Source organism: Streptomyces sp. OZ13 (assembly GCF_052068155.1).
In the GTDB taxonomy this organism is placed as follows: domain Bacteria; phylum Actinomycetota; class Actinomycetes; order Streptomycetales; family Streptomycetaceae; genus Streptomyces.
This window is the reverse complement of sequence record NZ_JBQHCZ010000028.1, coordinates 1-14,453: the sequence shown is the minus strand read 5'-3', so window position 1 is coordinate 14,453 and position 14,453 is coordinate 1. Positions and strand designations below refer to the sequence as shown.

Annotated in this window: 15 protein-coding genes and 2 pseudogenes; 9 read left to right on the top strand and 8 right to left on the bottom strand. The window is 68.6% G+C overall.

Annotated elements, in window-relative coordinates:
- Nucleotides 1–243 precede the first annotated feature (243 nt).
- The gene (locus tag ACTMTU_RS35175; protein ID WP_441267493.1) at nt 244–447 is read right to left on the bottom strand and encodes a cold-shock protein; all 204 of its coding nucleotides are present in this window, start codon (nt 445–447) and stop codon (nt 244–246) included.
- A gap of 257 nt (nt 448–704) precedes the next feature.
- Nucleotides 705–1,130 (bottom strand): hypothetical protein, encoded by a 426-nt coding sequence (locus ACTMTU_RS35170; protein ID WP_441267492.1) that lies wholly within the window; start codon nt 1,128–1,130, stop codon nt 705–707.
- Nucleotides 1,131–1,766: 636 nt separating this feature from the next.
- Between ACTMTU_RS35170 and rpmF the strand changes: the two genes are divergently transcribed.
- The 4 genes and pseudogenes from rpmF to ACTMTU_RS35150 all read left to right on the top strand — a co-directional run bounded on the left by rpmF (nt 1,767) and on the right by ACTMTU_RS35150 (nt 5,121).
- Entirely contained in the window at nt 1,767–1,937 is a 171-nt protein-coding gene (gene rpmF / locus ACTMTU_RS35165; RefSeq protein WP_441267491.1) for a 50S ribosomal protein L32, read from the top strand.
- A 6-nt stretch (nt 1,938–1,943) separates the two neighbouring features.
- Nucleotides 1,944–3,128: a GTP-binding protein gene (locus ACTMTU_RS35160; RefSeq protein ID WP_441267490.1), complete on the top strand. Its 1,185-nt coding sequence runs from the start codon at nt 1,944–1,946 to the stop codon at nt 3,126–3,128.
- Between the two features lie 535 nt (nt 3,129–3,663).
- A pseudogene (locus tag ACTMTU_RS35155) lies at nt 3,664–4,182 on the top strand (permease); the annotation flags it as partial.
- A 477-nt stretch (nt 4,183–4,659) separates the two neighbouring features.
- Nucleotides 4,660–5,121, top strand: coding sequence for a carboxypeptidase regulatory-like domain-containing protein (locus ACTMTU_RS35150; RefSeq protein WP_441267489.1), 462 nt, complete (start codon nt 4,660–4,662; stop codon nt 5,119–5,121).
- A 131-nt stretch (nt 5,122–5,252) separates the two neighbouring features.
- Here the strand turns inward: ACTMTU_RS35150 and ACTMTU_RS35145 are convergent, their stop codons facing one another.
- The 4 genes from ACTMTU_RS35145 to ACTMTU_RS35130 form a co-directional block, all read right to left on the bottom strand.
- A complete protein-coding gene (locus ACTMTU_RS35145) occupies nt 5,253–6,608 on the bottom strand; it encodes a tetratricopeptide repeat protein (protein ID WP_441267488.1) in 1,356 nt (451 codons plus the stop codon).
- Between the two features lie 451 nt (nt 6,609–7,059).
- Entirely contained in the window at nt 7,060–8,052 is a 993-nt protein-coding gene (gene trxB, locus ACTMTU_RS35140; RefSeq protein ID WP_441267487.1) for a thioredoxin-disulfide reductase, read from the bottom strand.
- Nucleotides 8,049–8,468 (bottom strand): arsenate reductase ArsC, encoded by a 420-nt coding sequence (locus ACTMTU_RS35135; protein ID WP_441267486.1) that lies wholly within the window; start codon nt 8,466–8,468, stop codon nt 8,049–8,051. The genes trxB and ACTMTU_RS35135 overlap by 4 nt, the downstream gene beginning before the upstream one ends.
- 23 nt (nt 8,469–8,491) lie before the next feature.
- Nucleotides 8,492–9,130, bottom strand: coding sequence for an arsenate-mycothiol transferase ArsC (locus ACTMTU_RS35130; protein ID WP_441267485.1), 639 nt, complete (start codon nt 9,128–9,130; stop codon nt 8,492–8,494).
- Between the two features lie 74 nt (nt 9,131–9,204).
- On the opposite strand from ACTMTU_RS35130, the gene ACTMTU_RS35125 reads away from it, so the two are divergent.
- The 4 genes from ACTMTU_RS35125 (at nt 9,205) to ACTMTU_RS35110 (ending at nt 12,588) form a co-directional block, all read left to right on the top strand.
- Entirely contained in the window at nt 9,205–9,513 is a 309-nt protein-coding gene (locus tag ACTMTU_RS35125) for an ArsR/SmtB family transcription factor (RefSeq protein ID WP_441267484.1), read from the top strand.
- The gene (gene arsB / locus ACTMTU_RS35120; RefSeq protein WP_441267483.1) at nt 9,510–10,601 is read left to right on the top strand and encodes an ACR3 family arsenite efflux transporter; all 1,092 of its coding nucleotides are present in this window, start codon (nt 9,510–9,512) and stop codon (nt 10,599–10,601) included. Before ACTMTU_RS35125 ends, arsB begins: the two co-directional genes overlap by 4 nt.
- Nucleotides 10,598–11,659, top strand: a complete 1,062-nt coding sequence (locus ACTMTU_RS35115; protein WP_441267482.1) for an ArsO family NAD(P)H-dependent flavin-containing monooxygenase — start codon at nt 10,598–10,600, stop codon at nt 11,657–11,659. The genes arsB and ACTMTU_RS35115 overlap by 4 nt, the downstream gene beginning before the upstream one ends.
- Nucleotides 11,660–12,033: 374 nt before the next feature.
- Complete coding sequence (locus ACTMTU_RS35110) at nt 12,034–12,588, top strand: DinB family protein (RefSeq protein ID WP_441267481.1); 555 nt, start codon at nt 12,034–12,036, stop codon at nt 12,586–12,588.
- Between the two features lie 78 nt (nt 12,589–12,666).
- Here ACTMTU_RS35110 and ACTMTU_RS35105 read toward each other — a convergent pair.
- Nucleotides 12,667–12,819, bottom strand: a pseudogene (locus tag ACTMTU_RS35105) (YnfA family protein); the annotation flags it as partial.
- Between the two features lie 123 nt (nt 12,820–12,942).
- The gene (locus tag ACTMTU_RS35100) at nt 12,943–13,980 is read right to left on the bottom strand and encodes a flavin-containing monooxygenase (RefSeq protein WP_441267480.1); all 1,038 of its coding nucleotides are present in this window, start codon (nt 13,978–13,980) and stop codon (nt 12,943–12,945) included.
- A 57-nt stretch (nt 13,981–14,037) separates the two neighbouring features.
- On the opposite strand from ACTMTU_RS35100, the gene ACTMTU_RS35095 reads away from it, so the two are divergent.
- On the top strand, nt 14,038–14,367 hold the full coding sequence (locus ACTMTU_RS35095; RefSeq protein ID WP_441267479.1) for an ArsR/SmtB family transcription factor: 330 nt from the start codon (nt 14,038–14,040) through the stop codon (nt 14,365–14,367).
- Nucleotides 14,368–14,453 lie beyond the last annotated feature (86 nt).

Sequence of the window (14,453 nt, the reverse complement as noted above, 5' to 3'; positions counted from 1 at the left end):
GGCGATCGTCGGAGCGGTGGCGGGCGTCCTCACCTACTTCAGCACCGGAACGTGGCGGGAGCTGCACTCGCGGGACTGACGGCTTCGTCCATCAGCGCACCGGTGCTCCACAAGCTCATAGGGCACTGACGGCACAACCGAGGAAGCCCCTGACCGATGCTCACCGACACCCGTCGTCTTGCCGGAACCGCTGCGGGCACCGCCTCCCTGTGGCCCGACCGGTCGGGCCACAGGGAGGGAGAATCAGGCGGGTGTGACGTTCTCCGCCTGAGGTCCCTTGGGGCCTTGTGTGATGTCGAACTGGACCTTCTGGCCCTCGGAGAGCTCGCGGTATCCGGTGCTCGCGATGGCCGAGTAGTGGACGAACACGTCGGGGCCGCCGCCGTCCTGCTCGATGAAGCCGAAGCCCTTTTCCGGGTTGAACCACTTCACGGTACCGGTGGCCATGATGATCTCCTTCATTCGTGCGGGTGCGTGTCCCGCGTACTGCGGGTGCCATGAGATCGTCTTCACTTCCCGTGCTCACGGGACGCAGACACGCCCATGGGACGACATACACCACCTCGCCGCAGCGACTGACGAGCGGTGCCGACTCGGGCGCTCATCGCCGGTGGTATGGAAGAACGCGGCGCGGGGGAGGGGGGCGATGGCGAGGGTGAACGGCAGCGGGCCGTGGCCATTTGAAAGTCAGTCCAGGCCCATTATCAATAGGTGCTGCCGCACTCCGCTATTCGCTTCACGGAGGGCAGGCCGTCGGTCAAGTGGATGGTCGGGGTCCCGCTCAACCGAGGAATAGCCGGCCTTGTCTTCCAGCCGATCGGCTTCAGCCCTCCCACGTTGCGCATCCAGCGGACACCGTCACGATCGACGAAGACGATGGCGATGTTGCTGATCTCCATGCGCCGGAAATCGAACCGTTCATCGCGATCGTCTGAACGTTCTCCTGAGATTCTCATCCTGTCCGTGCTGTATATGACCTCCGTGCACGGAGCAATGCTCAGCATCTCGGCGTCGAACTCCGCTGCATCGGTGACCTGGTGTCCGTCCGGTGCGAGGTTGACTGCGCGGAAAGCCACATGTGTGCAGGTCAGCGGGTCGGGTGACCTGTTCATCACGTGCAGACGCGTCATGCCGTCCGTTGTCTTGTCTTGCCAGTACGACACCCGCGCGGCCTGGCTTCGGGACTCTCGCTCTGCGTCTTTCCGGGACTGCAGGAGTTGGTCTCTTGCCGTCTGCTGGCTCCAGTACGAGGTGACCGCTTGGGCCCATAATCCTCCGATCGCTGCGATGGCAGCGAGAGCCGTTCCGGTGACGGTGATGATGTGGGCCCAGTTGGCTGCCCGTGCGCGCCTCACAACACGTCGCAATCCGACCGACGGGCCTGGCTGCTGGGAGGAAGCGGGTTCGGGAACGTCCTCACGTATGCGCGCTCGAACGCGGCGTGGAGCCGCTCGCTGCCGTGCGAGGCGTAACCGTACGCGCCTTTGTGGCTCGTTTATCGCCGTGCCCCCCTCTGGCTCACCGCTGTCGGACCGCACCCCTGACACCCGTGATCTGGCTCAAAGGACCCCCGTTGAAGGGAAGTTGACAAGCCATCGTCATGCTCGCACACGAATATCCAGCTCGGGACATGAGCCTCCGGACCCCCGGTCCGGGCAGCAACGCGGCTCCACGCCGGACCCGCCCGGCTCGCGGATCGTTGGGCGCGTTGGAAATGGAACCCATTTTCATATAGCGTAAGGGTGTCAAGAACCGAGGAGACTCCCATGGCTGTTCCCAAGCGGAAGATGTCCCGCAGTAACACTCGTCACCGCCGCGCCCAGTGGAAGGCGAGCACGACTCAGCTCGTGCCGATCACGGTGGACGGCTCCAGCTATCTGGTGCCTCAGCGGCTGGTCAAGGCATACGAGCGCGGCCTGCTGCACCCCGAAGGCTGAGCGCACGTGAGTCACCACCCCCTGCCCGTCACTGTGCTGTCCGGGTTCCTCGGCGCGGGCAAGACGACCGTGCTGAACCATGTCCTGGGCAACCGCGACGGGCTTCGTGTCGCCGTGATCGTCAACGACATGAGCGAGATCAATATCGACGCGGCCCTCGTCCGCGGCGGCGAGGCGGCACTCTCGCGCACCGAGGAACGACTCGTCGAGATGACCAACGGCTGCATCTGCTGCACTCTGCGCGACGATCTGCTGGAAGAGGTCGACCGCCTGGCGCGCGAGGGCCGCTTCGACTACCTGCTCATCGAGTCAAGCGGCATCTCAGAACCGATGCCGGTGGCAGCCACCTTCTCCTTCCCGCGAGACGATGGCGTCACCCTCGGCGAACTCGCCCGGCTCGACACCATGGTCACCGTCGTCGACGCGGCCAACTTCCTGCCGGAGCTGACCGGCGGGGACGGACTGGCCGAGCGCGGGCTGGACCAGTACGAGGACGACGAGCGGACGGTCAGCGATCTGCTGATGGACCAGATCGAGTTCGCCGACGTCATCGTGCTCAACAAGCTCGACCTCGTCCCCGCGGAGGACGCGGACCGGCTCAAGGCCGCACTCGCTCGGCTCAACCCCGTCGCTCGCATCATCCTCGCGACCCATGGCGCTGTGGAGCCGCGTGACGTGCTCGGTACCGGACTCTTCGATGTCGAACGCGCTCAGCAAGCGCCGGGCTGGGTCACGGAACTCAACGGTGACCACGTCCCGGAGACCGAGGAGTACGGCATCTCCTCCACCGTGTTCCGCGCCGAAAGGCCCTTTCACCCGGGCCGGTTGTGGAACCTGGTCACCGAGCGACTCGACAGCGGTCGCTTCGGTCAGGTTCTCCGTTCCAAGGGGTTCTTCTGGCTGGCCAGCCGGCCGCGGGTGACGGGGCTGTGGTCGCAGGCAGGTGCTGTGGCGCGCTTCGAGCCTTCGGGGGCTCGCGATGCCGACACCCCGCAAGGGCAGGAGCTGGTCTTCATCGGCACCGGGCTGCGGGTCCAAGAGCTGCAAGCTGCCCTGGTCGACTGCCTGCTGGCCGACGGCGAACCGGTACCCGACGACGACGCCTTCCCGGCCTGGGAGACATACGGCATCGACGACGCGTGTGAGCACGAACAACCCGGACCGGTGTCCGTGGGGGTCGCGCGCACCTGAAACTCCGGGCCGAGCGGTGGTCGCAGCCACGGCACCGCCCGGCCCGGCCCGGCACAGCACCGGCCGCCCCGGCATCCGCATCCGCGGCGGCCGGGGCTTCGGCCGTTGAGTGCCGCGCCCCCGGCGCCCCCGAGCAATGCTCCGGACGTCGCTCACAGGAAGGTTCCTCGGCATGACTGGTACGGCATCAAGCGGGAGCTCAAGAAGTGCTACTCGCCCAGGAACACTGAGTGGGAGCTGCGACATTGCCGAGCTCCACTTCCTCGCCATCGACGGGCACGGTGACCCGAACACCACCGCCGCGCACCGCCACGCGGTCGAGGCGCCCAATGCGGTCGCCTATACCGCCAAGTTCGCTTGCAGATGCGACCTCGGCAAGGACTTCGTCGTGGGCCCATTCGAGGGGCCGTGGTGCGCGGACGGCATGGGCGACTTTCGGGCCAGGTCAGGGACAACTGGCGCTGGAGACTGCTCATCAACGTCCCGGACTGGATCACTGGCGGCATGACAGAAGACGCCAAGCGCACCGCCGGCCGCGCGGCTCCTCGACTCGCTCGCCGTCTCCATGGCGATGGGGTGGATCTGACTGCGGTTCGGCCGTTCACGGTGGCTGCAAATGCCGGTTCGGCACACTGGCCATCGGCAGAGGCACAGCCGCTGGGAGGAGCTCCGGCTCGGGTTCCGGCGCGACTTCCTGCACGCGGGAGGGTTTCTTGTCGTCGGGGCGATGACGGCGGCCACCTTCAAAGTCGCCGTGCCGCGCTCGGTACTCGAGACGTTCTCCGACTCACCGGGGTTGTCCGTCCTCTTCCTTGCCGCGCTGGCGGTGGTACTGGCTGTCTGCTCCGAAGCGGACGCCTTCGTCGCCGCCTCCCTCACGGGCTTCTCGCCCACTGCTCGGCTGGCGTTCATGGTGGTGGGGCTGATGGCGGACATGAAGCTGATCGCTCTGCAGGCGGGTACGTTCGGCCGTGGTTTCGCCCTGCGGTTCTCCGCGGCCACGGCTGTCGTCGCCATCGCGTGCAGCGCTTTCGTCGGGTGGTGTTTGCTGTGAGGCATACGGTGCAGAATGGGCTGCTGATGGTCCACGGGGTCGGAGTTCTGCGGGTGTCCTAGTTCAGCGACATCAGCCTGCGGTACGTGAAGGAAGGGCGATGCCCGGCGTGGCGTATCCGTGGGTGGCGAGGTCCTCTTGCAAGCGAATGAACGAAGGGGCCGCTGTCGCCTTTTCTGAGCAGTGGATTGGGCATTATCCGCCTCCTGGTCATGTCGCGTGACACTGAAGGAGAGACACCCGTCAATGACGCTCGCCATCGAGTGCTCTGAGCCCCAAAACCATGGTCTCTCAGCCTTGAACCCGGTGCCACCGAGTCCGGACGTCCCCGTAGAACTGCGAAGGTCATCTGTTGAAATGCCAAGTGGCGGTGGAGGTTGGCCGCGGACAGACTGGAGGGAGGGGGTGGGTACATGATGCTTTCGCACGCTCCGAGGACCCGACCAACCCCGAGGTTCTGGCCGAGAGGAGACCCTCATGTTCGGGCATGTAAGAGCGATTGACGACAAGAAGCCGATATTCATGATCAAGGTCAGCGTCTATCGCGGTGATCTGTCTCTGATCGACCGCGCCTATACCGACGAGGAAGGCCGATACGAGGTGGAGATTCCCGAAGGTGAAACGGTCACCGTGGGTTTCGACACGCATTCCTCGCTGACCAACGCGAATGACTGGCAGCCGTCCGTCGTCGCGAACGTGATCGCCAGCGACGAAGCGGCCCTGGACCGCTGTCTGATGCGAAGGGGGCAGGCTGTCGACGAGGCATCGGCCATGGATGCCCTCAACGGCTACCTCCTCACCGCGGCAACGACCAATGTGAGGGCAGACGCTGCCTACGCCGCCACTGCGGAGAACCGCCTGTCGATGCTCAAACAGGACAGTCCTATACTTCAGGCGCTCCAGCAGAAGCTTATGGAGCACTTCGAAAATCAGACGTGACGCGCAGGGTCCGACTGAGGTGGTGATCCCGATGCCACGGAAAAGCCATCGGTTGGGCCCAGGACCATCCGCCCGCAGTCCTCGCCCCCGTGCTCGGCCGCCATCCCAACAGGCCCGGACCGGGCAGGGCTTCAGAAGGGGGCATCTTCCGACCATGGAGGTGTCGTCGGCATAGCGGGCGTCTGGGGGCGGGGCTGCTGAAGGACGGCCAAGGCTTCGTCGATACGGCCGAGGTCGATGAGGTAGCCGGCCAGGTCGTGGCTGTTCCTGCGGTCATGTTGCTGAAGGACGGTGACGGCTTCATCGGTGCGCCCGGCGTCGGCGAGAAGCCGAGCGATGTGTTCCGCCGCGTACCAAGTGGTGCCCTCGGGGTGGGCTCGGGCCAGTTCAACCGCCTCGTCGACCCCGCTGCAGGCCGCGATCAGCGGCAGCCGCATCCAGAACAGCTCCCACTCATCCTCGCCCCCGAACTGGGCGGCGAGGGCGTCGAGGTGGGCCAGGCCGTCGGAGGGTCGGCCCTGGTCGAGACACAACTCGGACAGGGTGTGGAGAATCCAGTCGTCGCCGTGGTGGGCGTCGGCCTGGGCGCGCATCACGGCGATCGCCTCGTCGCCCCGGCCATGCCGGGCCAGGAGCTGCGCGAGCTCGTAAGCCGACTTCGGGTTCCAGGCGGCGGGTCCGTCGGTCTGCCCGTATGCAGCGATCGCGCCTTCAACGTCGCCACACTCCTCCAGCAGCTCCGCCAGCCGCTGTACGGCCTCCCCATGTCCTTCGGTCGCCGCGTAGGCACGCAATTCCTCGATCCGGCCGTGCCGGGCCAACAGGTCGGCGAGCTGGTCGCGGCTGTTGACCGAGGTGATCTGCCGGTGCCTGAGCAGGGCAATGGCCTCGTCGATGTGGCCCTGGCGCTCGCGGATCGTCGCGAGTAGGCCGATCGCCGTGTCGGGGTCGAGGCCGCGGCAGCACCACGGGCCGTCGCAGCGGTGGTCGGCCCGGATCCGCGCGGCGAGCAGCGCGGCGGCCTCCTCGTCACGGCCGGCGACGGCGGCCACGTCGACCAGGGCGGTGGCGAGTGCCCAGTCGTCGGCGTGCGGCAGCAGCATGGTGAACGCCTCCTCGGCGCGGCCGTGCCGGGCAAGCAGCCGCGTGTAGGCCTCCAACGCCATCGGGTGCCCGACGGCCATCCGGGCCCGGACGGTCTCGATCGCTTGCTCGGTCCGGCCCCAGCCCTCCAGCAGCTCGGCGGTCGCTACGACGGCCGTCCACCAGCCCGTAGCGGTGTATGGGGCGAGCACCTCCAGTGCGTCGGCCTGTCGGCCCCGCTCGCCCAGCAGCCGCGCCCACACAAGCGCGCAGAACCACTCCCCACGTCCGGCCCACTCCTCCACCACGGTTGCATGGCCCTGGTGGAGCAGCCGGGAGACCAGTTCCGGCGGGATGCAGCCGGACCGCGTCCGGGCCCGATGGTCAAGATCAGCAGGGTCCACGGCCACGCACCATAGCGCCGACCCCTGAGCGCCGGTACCACTGGCCGTTTCGAATACAGCACGGTTGGAATGACGCTCCCCGCCAGTCCGGGGCCTCCGCCAGGACCGCGGCCAAGCGCGACGCGTATGCCAACGACCAGGGCGCCGCAACCTTGTTGTTCGCGGTCCCGGCCCGCACCGACCGGTCCAAGGCGGACCAGGACCCGGCCGAGTGGCTCCCGCCGGCCACCGACCAGTACTGCCGCTACATCGGCGAGTGGATCGGCACCAAGCTCCACTGGGGGTCTGGCCGTCGACAAGGGCGAGCTCGATGCGCTCGAGACGTTCGCCGACGGCCCCGGCGAGGAAGCGATCGTGGTCGTCACGCCCGCCGGCTGACAGCCGTGTCGTCGCCGTACGGACCGAGGGCGGGCCCGGCACAAGGTGCCGGGCCCGCCTGTCGGTGGATTCGTCAGGCCAGGAGTGCTGCTGTCCGGGGCTCGGGAGTGGTGTCGGCGAGGGCGGCGAGGTAGCGCTCGGCGTCGAGGGCTGCTGCGGCGCCGGTACCGGCTGCGGTGATGGCCTGGCGGTAGGTGTGGTCGACGACGTCGCCGGCGGCGAAGACGCCGGGGATGTTCGTCCGGGTGGAGGGCGAGGTGACTTGGATGTAGCCCTCGTCGTCCAGGTCGAGTTGTCCGGTGAACAGCTCGGTGCGCGGGTCGTGGCCGATGGCGATGAACAGTCCGGTGACGTCGAGGTCGCGGGTGGCGCCGGTCAGGACGTCGCGCACGACGACGCCGGAGAGCATCCCGTTGGATTCCTTGATCTCGGCGATCTCGCTGTCGAAGGCGAAGGAGATCTTGTCGTCGGCGAAGGCCCTGTTCTGCATGACCTTGGAGGCCCGCAGGGTGGAGCGGCGGTGGACGACGGTGACCGAGCGGGCGAAGCGGGTGAGGAAGGTGGCTTCTTCCATGGCGGTGTCGCCGCCGCCGACCACGACGATGTCGCGGTCACGGAAGAAGAAGCCGTCGCACGTCGCGCACCAGGAGACACCGCGGCCGGACAGTTCTTCCTCGCGGGGCAGGCCGAGCTTGCGGTAGCCGGAGCCGGTTGCGACGATCACCGTCCTGGCGCGGTGCACGGTGCCGGCCGAGTCGGTCAGCAGCTTGACGGGCCCGGTGAGGTCGACGGCGGTGATGTCGTCGTCGATCATTTCGGCGCCGAACTTCTCCGCCTGGGCCCGCATGTTGTCCATGAGGTCGGGGCCGTCGATGCCCGTGGGGAAGCCGGGGAAGTTCTCGACCTCTGTCGTGGTGGTGAGCGAGCCGCCGACGAAGATGGAGCTGCCGAACAGCAGCGGCCTGAGCTGGGCGCGGGCGGCGTAGAGGGCTGCGGTGTATCCGGCGGGGCCGGAGCCTATGACGATGACGTCGCGCACGCCGTCGGTGTGCGTCACGGTGGTCATGCCTCCTGCTGCGCTTCGATCTCGGCGATGAGGGCCTCGATGCGGGTCTTGATCTCGTCGCGGATCGGGCGGACGGAGTCCACACCCTTGCCTGCCGGGTCTTCGAGGGCCCAGTCGAGGTACTTCTTGCCGGGGAAGACGGGGCAGGCGTCGCCGCAGCCCATGGTGATGACGTAGTCGGATGCCTGGACGGCCTCGGTGGTGAGCACCTTGGGCTTCTGGTCGGCGATGTCGATGCCGAGCTCCTGCATCGCTTCGACGGCCGCCGGGTTGACCTGGTCGGCGGGGATGGATCCGGCCGAGCGGACCTCGATGCGGTCGCCGGCGAGGTGGTGGAGGAATCCGGCGGCCATCTGGGAGCGGCCCGCGTTGTGGACGCAGACGAACAGCACGGAGGCGAGCGGGGCGGAGGACATGGGTTCTTCCTTCACGAAGTGGTTCAACCGCTGGTGCGGGTCGGGTCAGTGGGGAGGGAGGCCAGCAGCTCGGTGATGCGCGTGTCGATGTCGTCGCGGATGTTGCGGACGACGGCCACCGGGGCGCCGTCGGGATCCGGGACGGGCCAGTCGAGGTAGCGGCGGCCGGGCACCACGGGGCAGGCATCCCCACAGCCCATGGTGATGACGATGTCGGCGGCCTGGACGACCTCGTCGGTCAACGGTTTCGGGTACGGGTCCACCGGATCGGCGCCCGCCTCGGTGAGGACCTGGGCGATGCAGGGCTCCACTGCACCGGCCGGATGCGTGCCCGCGTTGGACACCGTGACCCGGCCGGCTCCCCGCAGTTCGAGGAGCGCGGCCGCGAGTTGGGAGCGCCCGGCGTTGTGGCTGCACACGAACAGCACCCGCGGCAGACCCGAGCCCGGCGCCCCCTGGACGTGCGCGAGGGCGTCGAGGCGCTCGGCCGGCACCACCAGGTGGGTGGTGACGCGCGCGGTCTCGGCGAGGCGCCGGTAGGAGTCGGCGAGCAGACCTTGCACTGTCTCGACCGCGAACCGGCCGGCGTGCCGGGTGGCCAGGCGGGCCGTGCCGGCGGCCAGGCGGTCATCGGGCAGGACAGGGGGCGGGGAGGCGGACATGAGCAGACCCTTTCGACGGGCCGTAGGTCAGCCCCGGCTGGTATCAGCATCGGGTGATGTGAGAGTATCAGCCCATGATGACGTCAGTCGACACTGACCTGATCCGGGTGCTGGCCGACCCGCTCAGGCTGCGGATCGTGACCCTGCTCGCCCGAGAGACCCTGTGCACCACGCACCTGGTCGAGGAGACCGGCGCCCGCCAGACGAACCTGTCCAACCACCTCAAGGTGCTGCGGGAAGCGGGGGTGGTGGAGACCGAGCCGTGCGGCCGCTTCACCTACTACAAGCTCCGTCCCGACGTCATCGCCCAGCTCGCCGGTCAGTTCGCCGAGCTCGCAGAGACCGCCCGTACCGCCGCAGAGAACAAGAGGGCCTGTCCGTGACCCGCACCGAAGCACCCGCGACGACCGAGGAAGCCTCGGTCGTCGCGAAGCTTTCGACGCTCGACCGCTTCCTCGCCGTCTGGATCCTTCTCGCCATGGGCCTCGGCCTCGGGCTGGGCCGGCTGATCCCCGGGTTGAACGACGCCTTGGCGAAGGTCGAGATCGGCGGCATCTCCCTGCCGATCGCGGTCGGGCTGCTGATCATGATGTATCCGGTCCTGGCGAAGGTCCGCTACGACAAGCTCGACGCCGTCACCGGCGACCGCAAACTGATGATCTCCAGCCTGGTCATCAACTGGATCCTCGGCCCCGCGGTCATGTTCGCGCTCGCGTGGATCTTCCTGCCGGACCTGCCCGAGTACCGCACCGGCCTGATCATCGTCGGTCTCGCCCGCTGCATCGCCATGGTCATCATCTGGAACGACCTGGCCTGCGGTGACCGGGAAGCGGCCGCGGTCCTGGTTGCGCTGAACTCCGTCTTCCAGGTCATCGCCTTCGGTGTGCTCGGCTGGTTCTACCTGGACCTGCTGCCCGGCCGGCTCGGCCTCGGCAACGGCGAGTCCCTGGACATCTCCATGTGGGAGATCGCGTTCAACGTCGTCATCTTCCTGGGCGTGCCGCTGCTCGCCGGTTTCCTGACCCGCCGGATCGGCGAGAAGAAGCTGGGCCGCGAGTCCTACGAGCAGAAGTTCCTGCCGAAGATCGGCCCGTGGGCGCTGTACGGACTGCTGTTCACGATCGTCATCCTCTTCGCCCTGCAGGGCAAGACCATCACCTCGCAACCGCTGGACGTCGCCCGCATCGCCCTGCCGCTGCTGGTGTACTTCGCCGTCATGTGGTTCGGCGCCTTCCTGCTCGGCAAGGTGATCGGCCTCAACTACGAACGCACGACCACGCTGGCCTTCACCGCGGCCGGCAACAACTTCGAGCTCGCCATCGCGGTCGCCATCGCCACCTTCGGCGTCACGAGCGGCCAGGCGCTCTCGGGTGTGGTGGGCCCGCTCATCGAGGTCCCGGTCCTTGTGGCACTGGTCTACGTGTCGCTGGCGTGGCGCAAGAAGTTCACGGCCGCGCAGCTGGGTTCATGACGCAGATCAGTGATGTGCTGGTGGTCGGCGGCGGCCAAGCAGGGCTCGCCGCCGGCTACCACCTGCGCCGCCTCGGCGTGGAGTTCACCGTCCTGGACGCCGACACGGCGCCGGGCGGGGCCTGGCAGCACACGTGGGACTCGCTGCGCCTGTTCTCCCCGGCGGCCTACTCGTCCCTGCCCGGACGGATCATGCCCGGCCGGCCCGGCGAGACGTACCCGGACGCCGGACACGTGGTCGACTACCTCGCCGACTACGAGAAGCGCTACGAACTGCCCGTCCAGCACGGCGTCCGAGCCCAGGCCGTGCACCGCGACGGCGGCCGGCTCCGCGTGGAGACCGATGCGGGGGACTGGTCGGCGCGGGCGGTCGTCAGCGCCACCGGCACCTGGTCGCGGCCCTTCCTGCCCGCTGTCCCCGGCCGGGACATTTTCACCGGACGCCAGCTGCACACGGTGGCCTACCGCCGCCCGGCAGACTTCGCCGGTCGGCGGGTGGTCGTGGTCGGCGGCGGCAACTCCGGCGCCCAGATCGCGGCCGACCTCGCTCTGGCCGGCATCGACCTGACGTGGGCCACCCAGCGACCGCCCCGCTACCTCGCCGACGACATCGACGGCCGGATTCTGTTCGACGTCGCCACCGCCCGCCGACGCGCGCTCGATGAAGGCCGCGCCGACAGCGGCGGTGTCGCCTCGCTCGGCGACATCGTCGCCGTTCCTCCCGTCCGCGCCGCCCGCGCCGCCGGACTCCTCGCGGCCCGGCCGATGTTCACCCGGCTCACCGCCACCGGCGCCACATGGGCCGACGGCAGCCACGTCGAAGCGGACACGGTCATCTGGTGCACCGGCTTCCGCCCCGCCCTCGCCCACCTCGCCCCGCTGGGGCTGCGCGGCACACGCGGCCACATTCCTACCGAGGGAACTCAGGCCGCCGGTGAACCGCGGCTCCACCTCCTGGGGTACGGCGACTGGACCGGCCCGGCGTCCGCCACCCTGATCGGCGTCGGACGAGCTGCCCGCGACGCCGCACGGCAGATCGCGCGGCTGCTGAGCACCTGATTACCCGACCGGCCGTCAGGGACGGGCGAGAATGGTGCAGATGTCCGGTCGACGGCCGGCCGATCACGGTCACTGTCACCGACGGCACCGCTCGGTGGGAGCCGCCGGCGCGGTCGTCTTCGTCGGTCAGCGATACCGGCCGGGCCCCGCGGCCAACGTGTGCTGCGGCGTGCTGGACTTCTTCGCCGACGCCTCCACTGCCGAGCGTGGGCCCGGCGACACCCGGAGGTCCACGGCCGGATCACCAGCCAGGCCGAAGCCCAGCGCATCGCCGGGCAGACCTTCGGCCCGCTCCTCGCCCAAGACGGACGGCAGTGCCGGTTCCGTACCCGCCCAAGCAGGGAACCACCCACCCCAAACACAACGTCGCGTGAGTGGAGCAGCGCACCATGGGCCAGCACCCTGCGATGGACCGGCAGGCCGTACACGACGACTACGCGCGGGCACGGCAGACCTTCCACATGCTCCTGGACACCGCCTCGCCGGCCGACCTCGCCCGCCCCAGCGACGGCACCCGGTGGACCAACCGCCAGCTGCTGTGGCACATGCTCTTCGGCTACATCGTCGTCCGCGTCCTGCTGGTCCTCGCGAGCGCGTTCAGTCGGCTTCCCCGCCCGTTGAGCAAAGCCTCCGCCCGGCTGCTGGACGCCGCGACCAGGCCGTTCGACCTGATGAACTACCTCGGCCCGTGCGGCGCGGCCAAGGTGATGAGCCCGCGGCGGATGGGCGCCGTGTTCGACTGGGTCACCGCCTCCTTGGAGCGACGCCTCGCCGACGAGGCAGAAGCCGACCTTGGCCGCGGAATGCACTACCCGGTCAGGTGGGACCCCTTCTTCAAAGACTTCATGACCCTCGCGGACATCTACCGCTATCCCACCCAGCACTTCGACTTCCACCATGGCCAGCTGACCGTCGACAGGCCCAGCTGAACGGGATCGGACCAGGATCACCGCGTACCGCAGCGCGGAGCCGAAGTGACCGCTGAGCACAGGAGTTGGGTCAGTGGTTGCGTACATGATCACGGCCATCCCGGCGAGGCACACCAGGGCTCCGACCACGTTGTAGCGGTCGGGCCGGTAGCCGTCGGCGACCATGCCCCAAGCGATCGACCGGGCCACGAAGATCCCGCCGTACGCGGCGAGGCTGCGTCCGAAGTCGTCGGCGGTCCGGCCCCGCGCCCCGGGCCATCCTAGGGTGCCGCGCCGACACTGTTCCCCGGCACTGGTATCGCTTCGCCGTGCGGTGGTCTCCCGGAAGGCCGAGCGGTAGCGCCGACGATCTCGTCACCGCAGGCGGGCCAGGACATGGGCGGCGTCGCGGCCGACGCCTCGCAGGGTCTTGGAGGAGAAGCTGCGTTGGAACTCCATGCCGACGAAACCGAGTGCGGGCACGTTGGTGGCGATGCCGCCGTGGTGCCGGGGTCGGCCGTCGGCCTCCAGGGCACCGCTGCCTTCCAGGTAGGGGAAGGTGTGACGGTAGCCGGTGGCCCAGACGATGGTGTCGGCGCTCTCCTTGGTGCCGTCCTGCCACATGGCACCGTCCGGGGTGAGACGGGTGAACATCTCCCGCCGGTCGACGCCGTGTTCCTCGAGCGCCCTTCGGTAGTGGCCGTCGTCCAGGACGGAGACCGGCACCTTGACCAGCAGCCTGCGCAGGGGCGCGGTGTCGAAGCGCGTGTGCTTGAACCACCAGTGCACGTCCCGGCCCAGCGGGCGCTGGTTCATCCAGCCGATGAGGCGCCGGGTGACCAGGCTGGTGTCGGCGACCTCGCCGAGCTCGGCGGCGATCTGGATGGCCGAGTTCCCGCCGCCGACGACCAGGACCCGCTGACCGGCGAAGAGTTCGGGGCTGCGGTAATCGGCGGCATGCAACGCCCGTCCGGCGAACTCTGCACGTCCGGAGACGTCCGGCACGTGGGGGCCGGTGTAGTCGCCGGTCGCGGCGACGACAGCCCGGGCCGAGTACTGCCGGCCGTCGACCGTGCTCACCAGCCAGCCGCCGTCATGGCGCGTCACTGAGGTGACTTCGGCGGAGATGTGTATCTCGGCATCGACATGTCGGGCGTAGGCGCGCAGGTAGGCGACGACTTCGTCCCGGGCCGGGTAGCGGTCGGGGTCGCCCGGGAAGCGCATGCCGGGCAGGGAGGAGTACCGGGCGGGGGAGAAGAGGGTGAGGCTGTCGTAGTAGCGCGGCCATGCCCCGCCCGGCGCCTCAGCGGACTCGAGCACCAGGGTGCGGGGGAAGCCGTGACGTGGGGCGAGGGCGGCGGTGGCCAGACCGGACTGGCCTGCGCCGATGACGATGAGATCAGCGTGCTCCATGCGATCCTGGCACCCTTCATATAGATCGTTGATTCGGGAACTGACGAAATGAGAGGCATGGAAACGGCAACTGAAAGCGATGCGGCGGCGGTCGACCAGGCGACGGCCGACTTCCTCAAGGCGCTCGCGAGCGAGACCCGCCAGCGGGTCATGCAGCAGTTCGCCGGCGGACGCGAGCTGACGGTGGGGGAGATCGCCGAGCGGTGCGGACTGAAGCCGTCGACCACGTCCGAACATCTGACTCTGCTGCGCCGCGGCGGCCTGGTGCTCTCCCGCAAAGAGGGCAAACAGGTCTTCTACCGAGCCGACGGCCCCACCATGGCCCACCGCCTGGACGCACTCGAGGAGTACCTGCTGCACTGCTGCCCGCCGGACTGCACCGGCTGACCGCAGCGTGTGCGGGACGGGTCAGGCGCGCAGGTCGAGCAGGGCGGACATGGCTGCCACCACGGAGGGGGCGACCTGGTAGTAGA

What these genes read in the sequence shown, in the direction of transcription:
- ACTMTU_RS35175 (WP_441267493.1), bottom strand. Translation starts at nt 447, where the DNA reads ATGGCCACCGGTACCGTGAAGTGGTTCAACCCGGAAAAGGGCTTCGGC.
- ACTMTU_RS35170 (WP_441267492.1), bottom strand. Translation starts at nt 1,130, where the DNA reads ATGACGCGTCTGCACGTGATGAACAGGTCACCCGACCCGCTGACCTGC.
- rpmF (WP_441267491.1), top strand. Translation starts at nt 1,767, where the DNA reads ATGGCTGTTCCCAAGCGGAAGATGTCCCGCAGTAACACTCGTCACCGC.
- ACTMTU_RS35150 (WP_441267489.1), top strand. Translation starts at nt 4,660, where the DNA reads ATGTTCGGGCATGTAAGAGCGATTGACGACAAGAAGCCGATATTCATG.
- trxB (WP_441267487.1), bottom strand. Translation starts at nt 8,052, where the DNA reads ATGACCACCGTGACGCACACCGACGGCGTGCGCGACGTCATCGTCATA.
- ACTMTU_RS35135 (WP_441267486.1), bottom strand. Translation starts at nt 8,468, where the DNA reads ATGTCCTCCGCCCCGCTCGCCTCCGTGCTGTTCGTCTGCGTCCACAAC.
- ACTMTU_RS35130 (WP_441267485.1), bottom strand. Translation starts at nt 9,130, where the DNA reads ATGTCCGCCTCCCCGCCCCCTGTCCTGCCCGATGACCGCCTGGCCGCC.
- ACTMTU_RS35125 (WP_441267484.1), top strand. Translation starts at nt 9,205, where the DNA reads ATGATGACGTCAGTCGACACTGACCTGATCCGGGTGCTGGCCGACCCG.
- ACTMTU_RS35115 (WP_441267482.1), top strand. Translation starts at nt 10,598, where the DNA reads ATGACGCAGATCAGTGATGTGCTGGTGGTCGGCGGCGGCCAAGCAGGG.
- ACTMTU_RS35100 (WP_441267480.1), bottom strand. Translation starts at nt 13,980, where the DNA reads ATGGAGCACGCTGATCTCATCGTCATCGGCGCAGGCCAGTCCGGTCTG.
- ACTMTU_RS35095 (WP_441267479.1), top strand. Translation starts at nt 14,038, where the DNA reads ATGGAAACGGCAACTGAAAGCGATGCGGCGGCGGTCGACCAGGCGACG.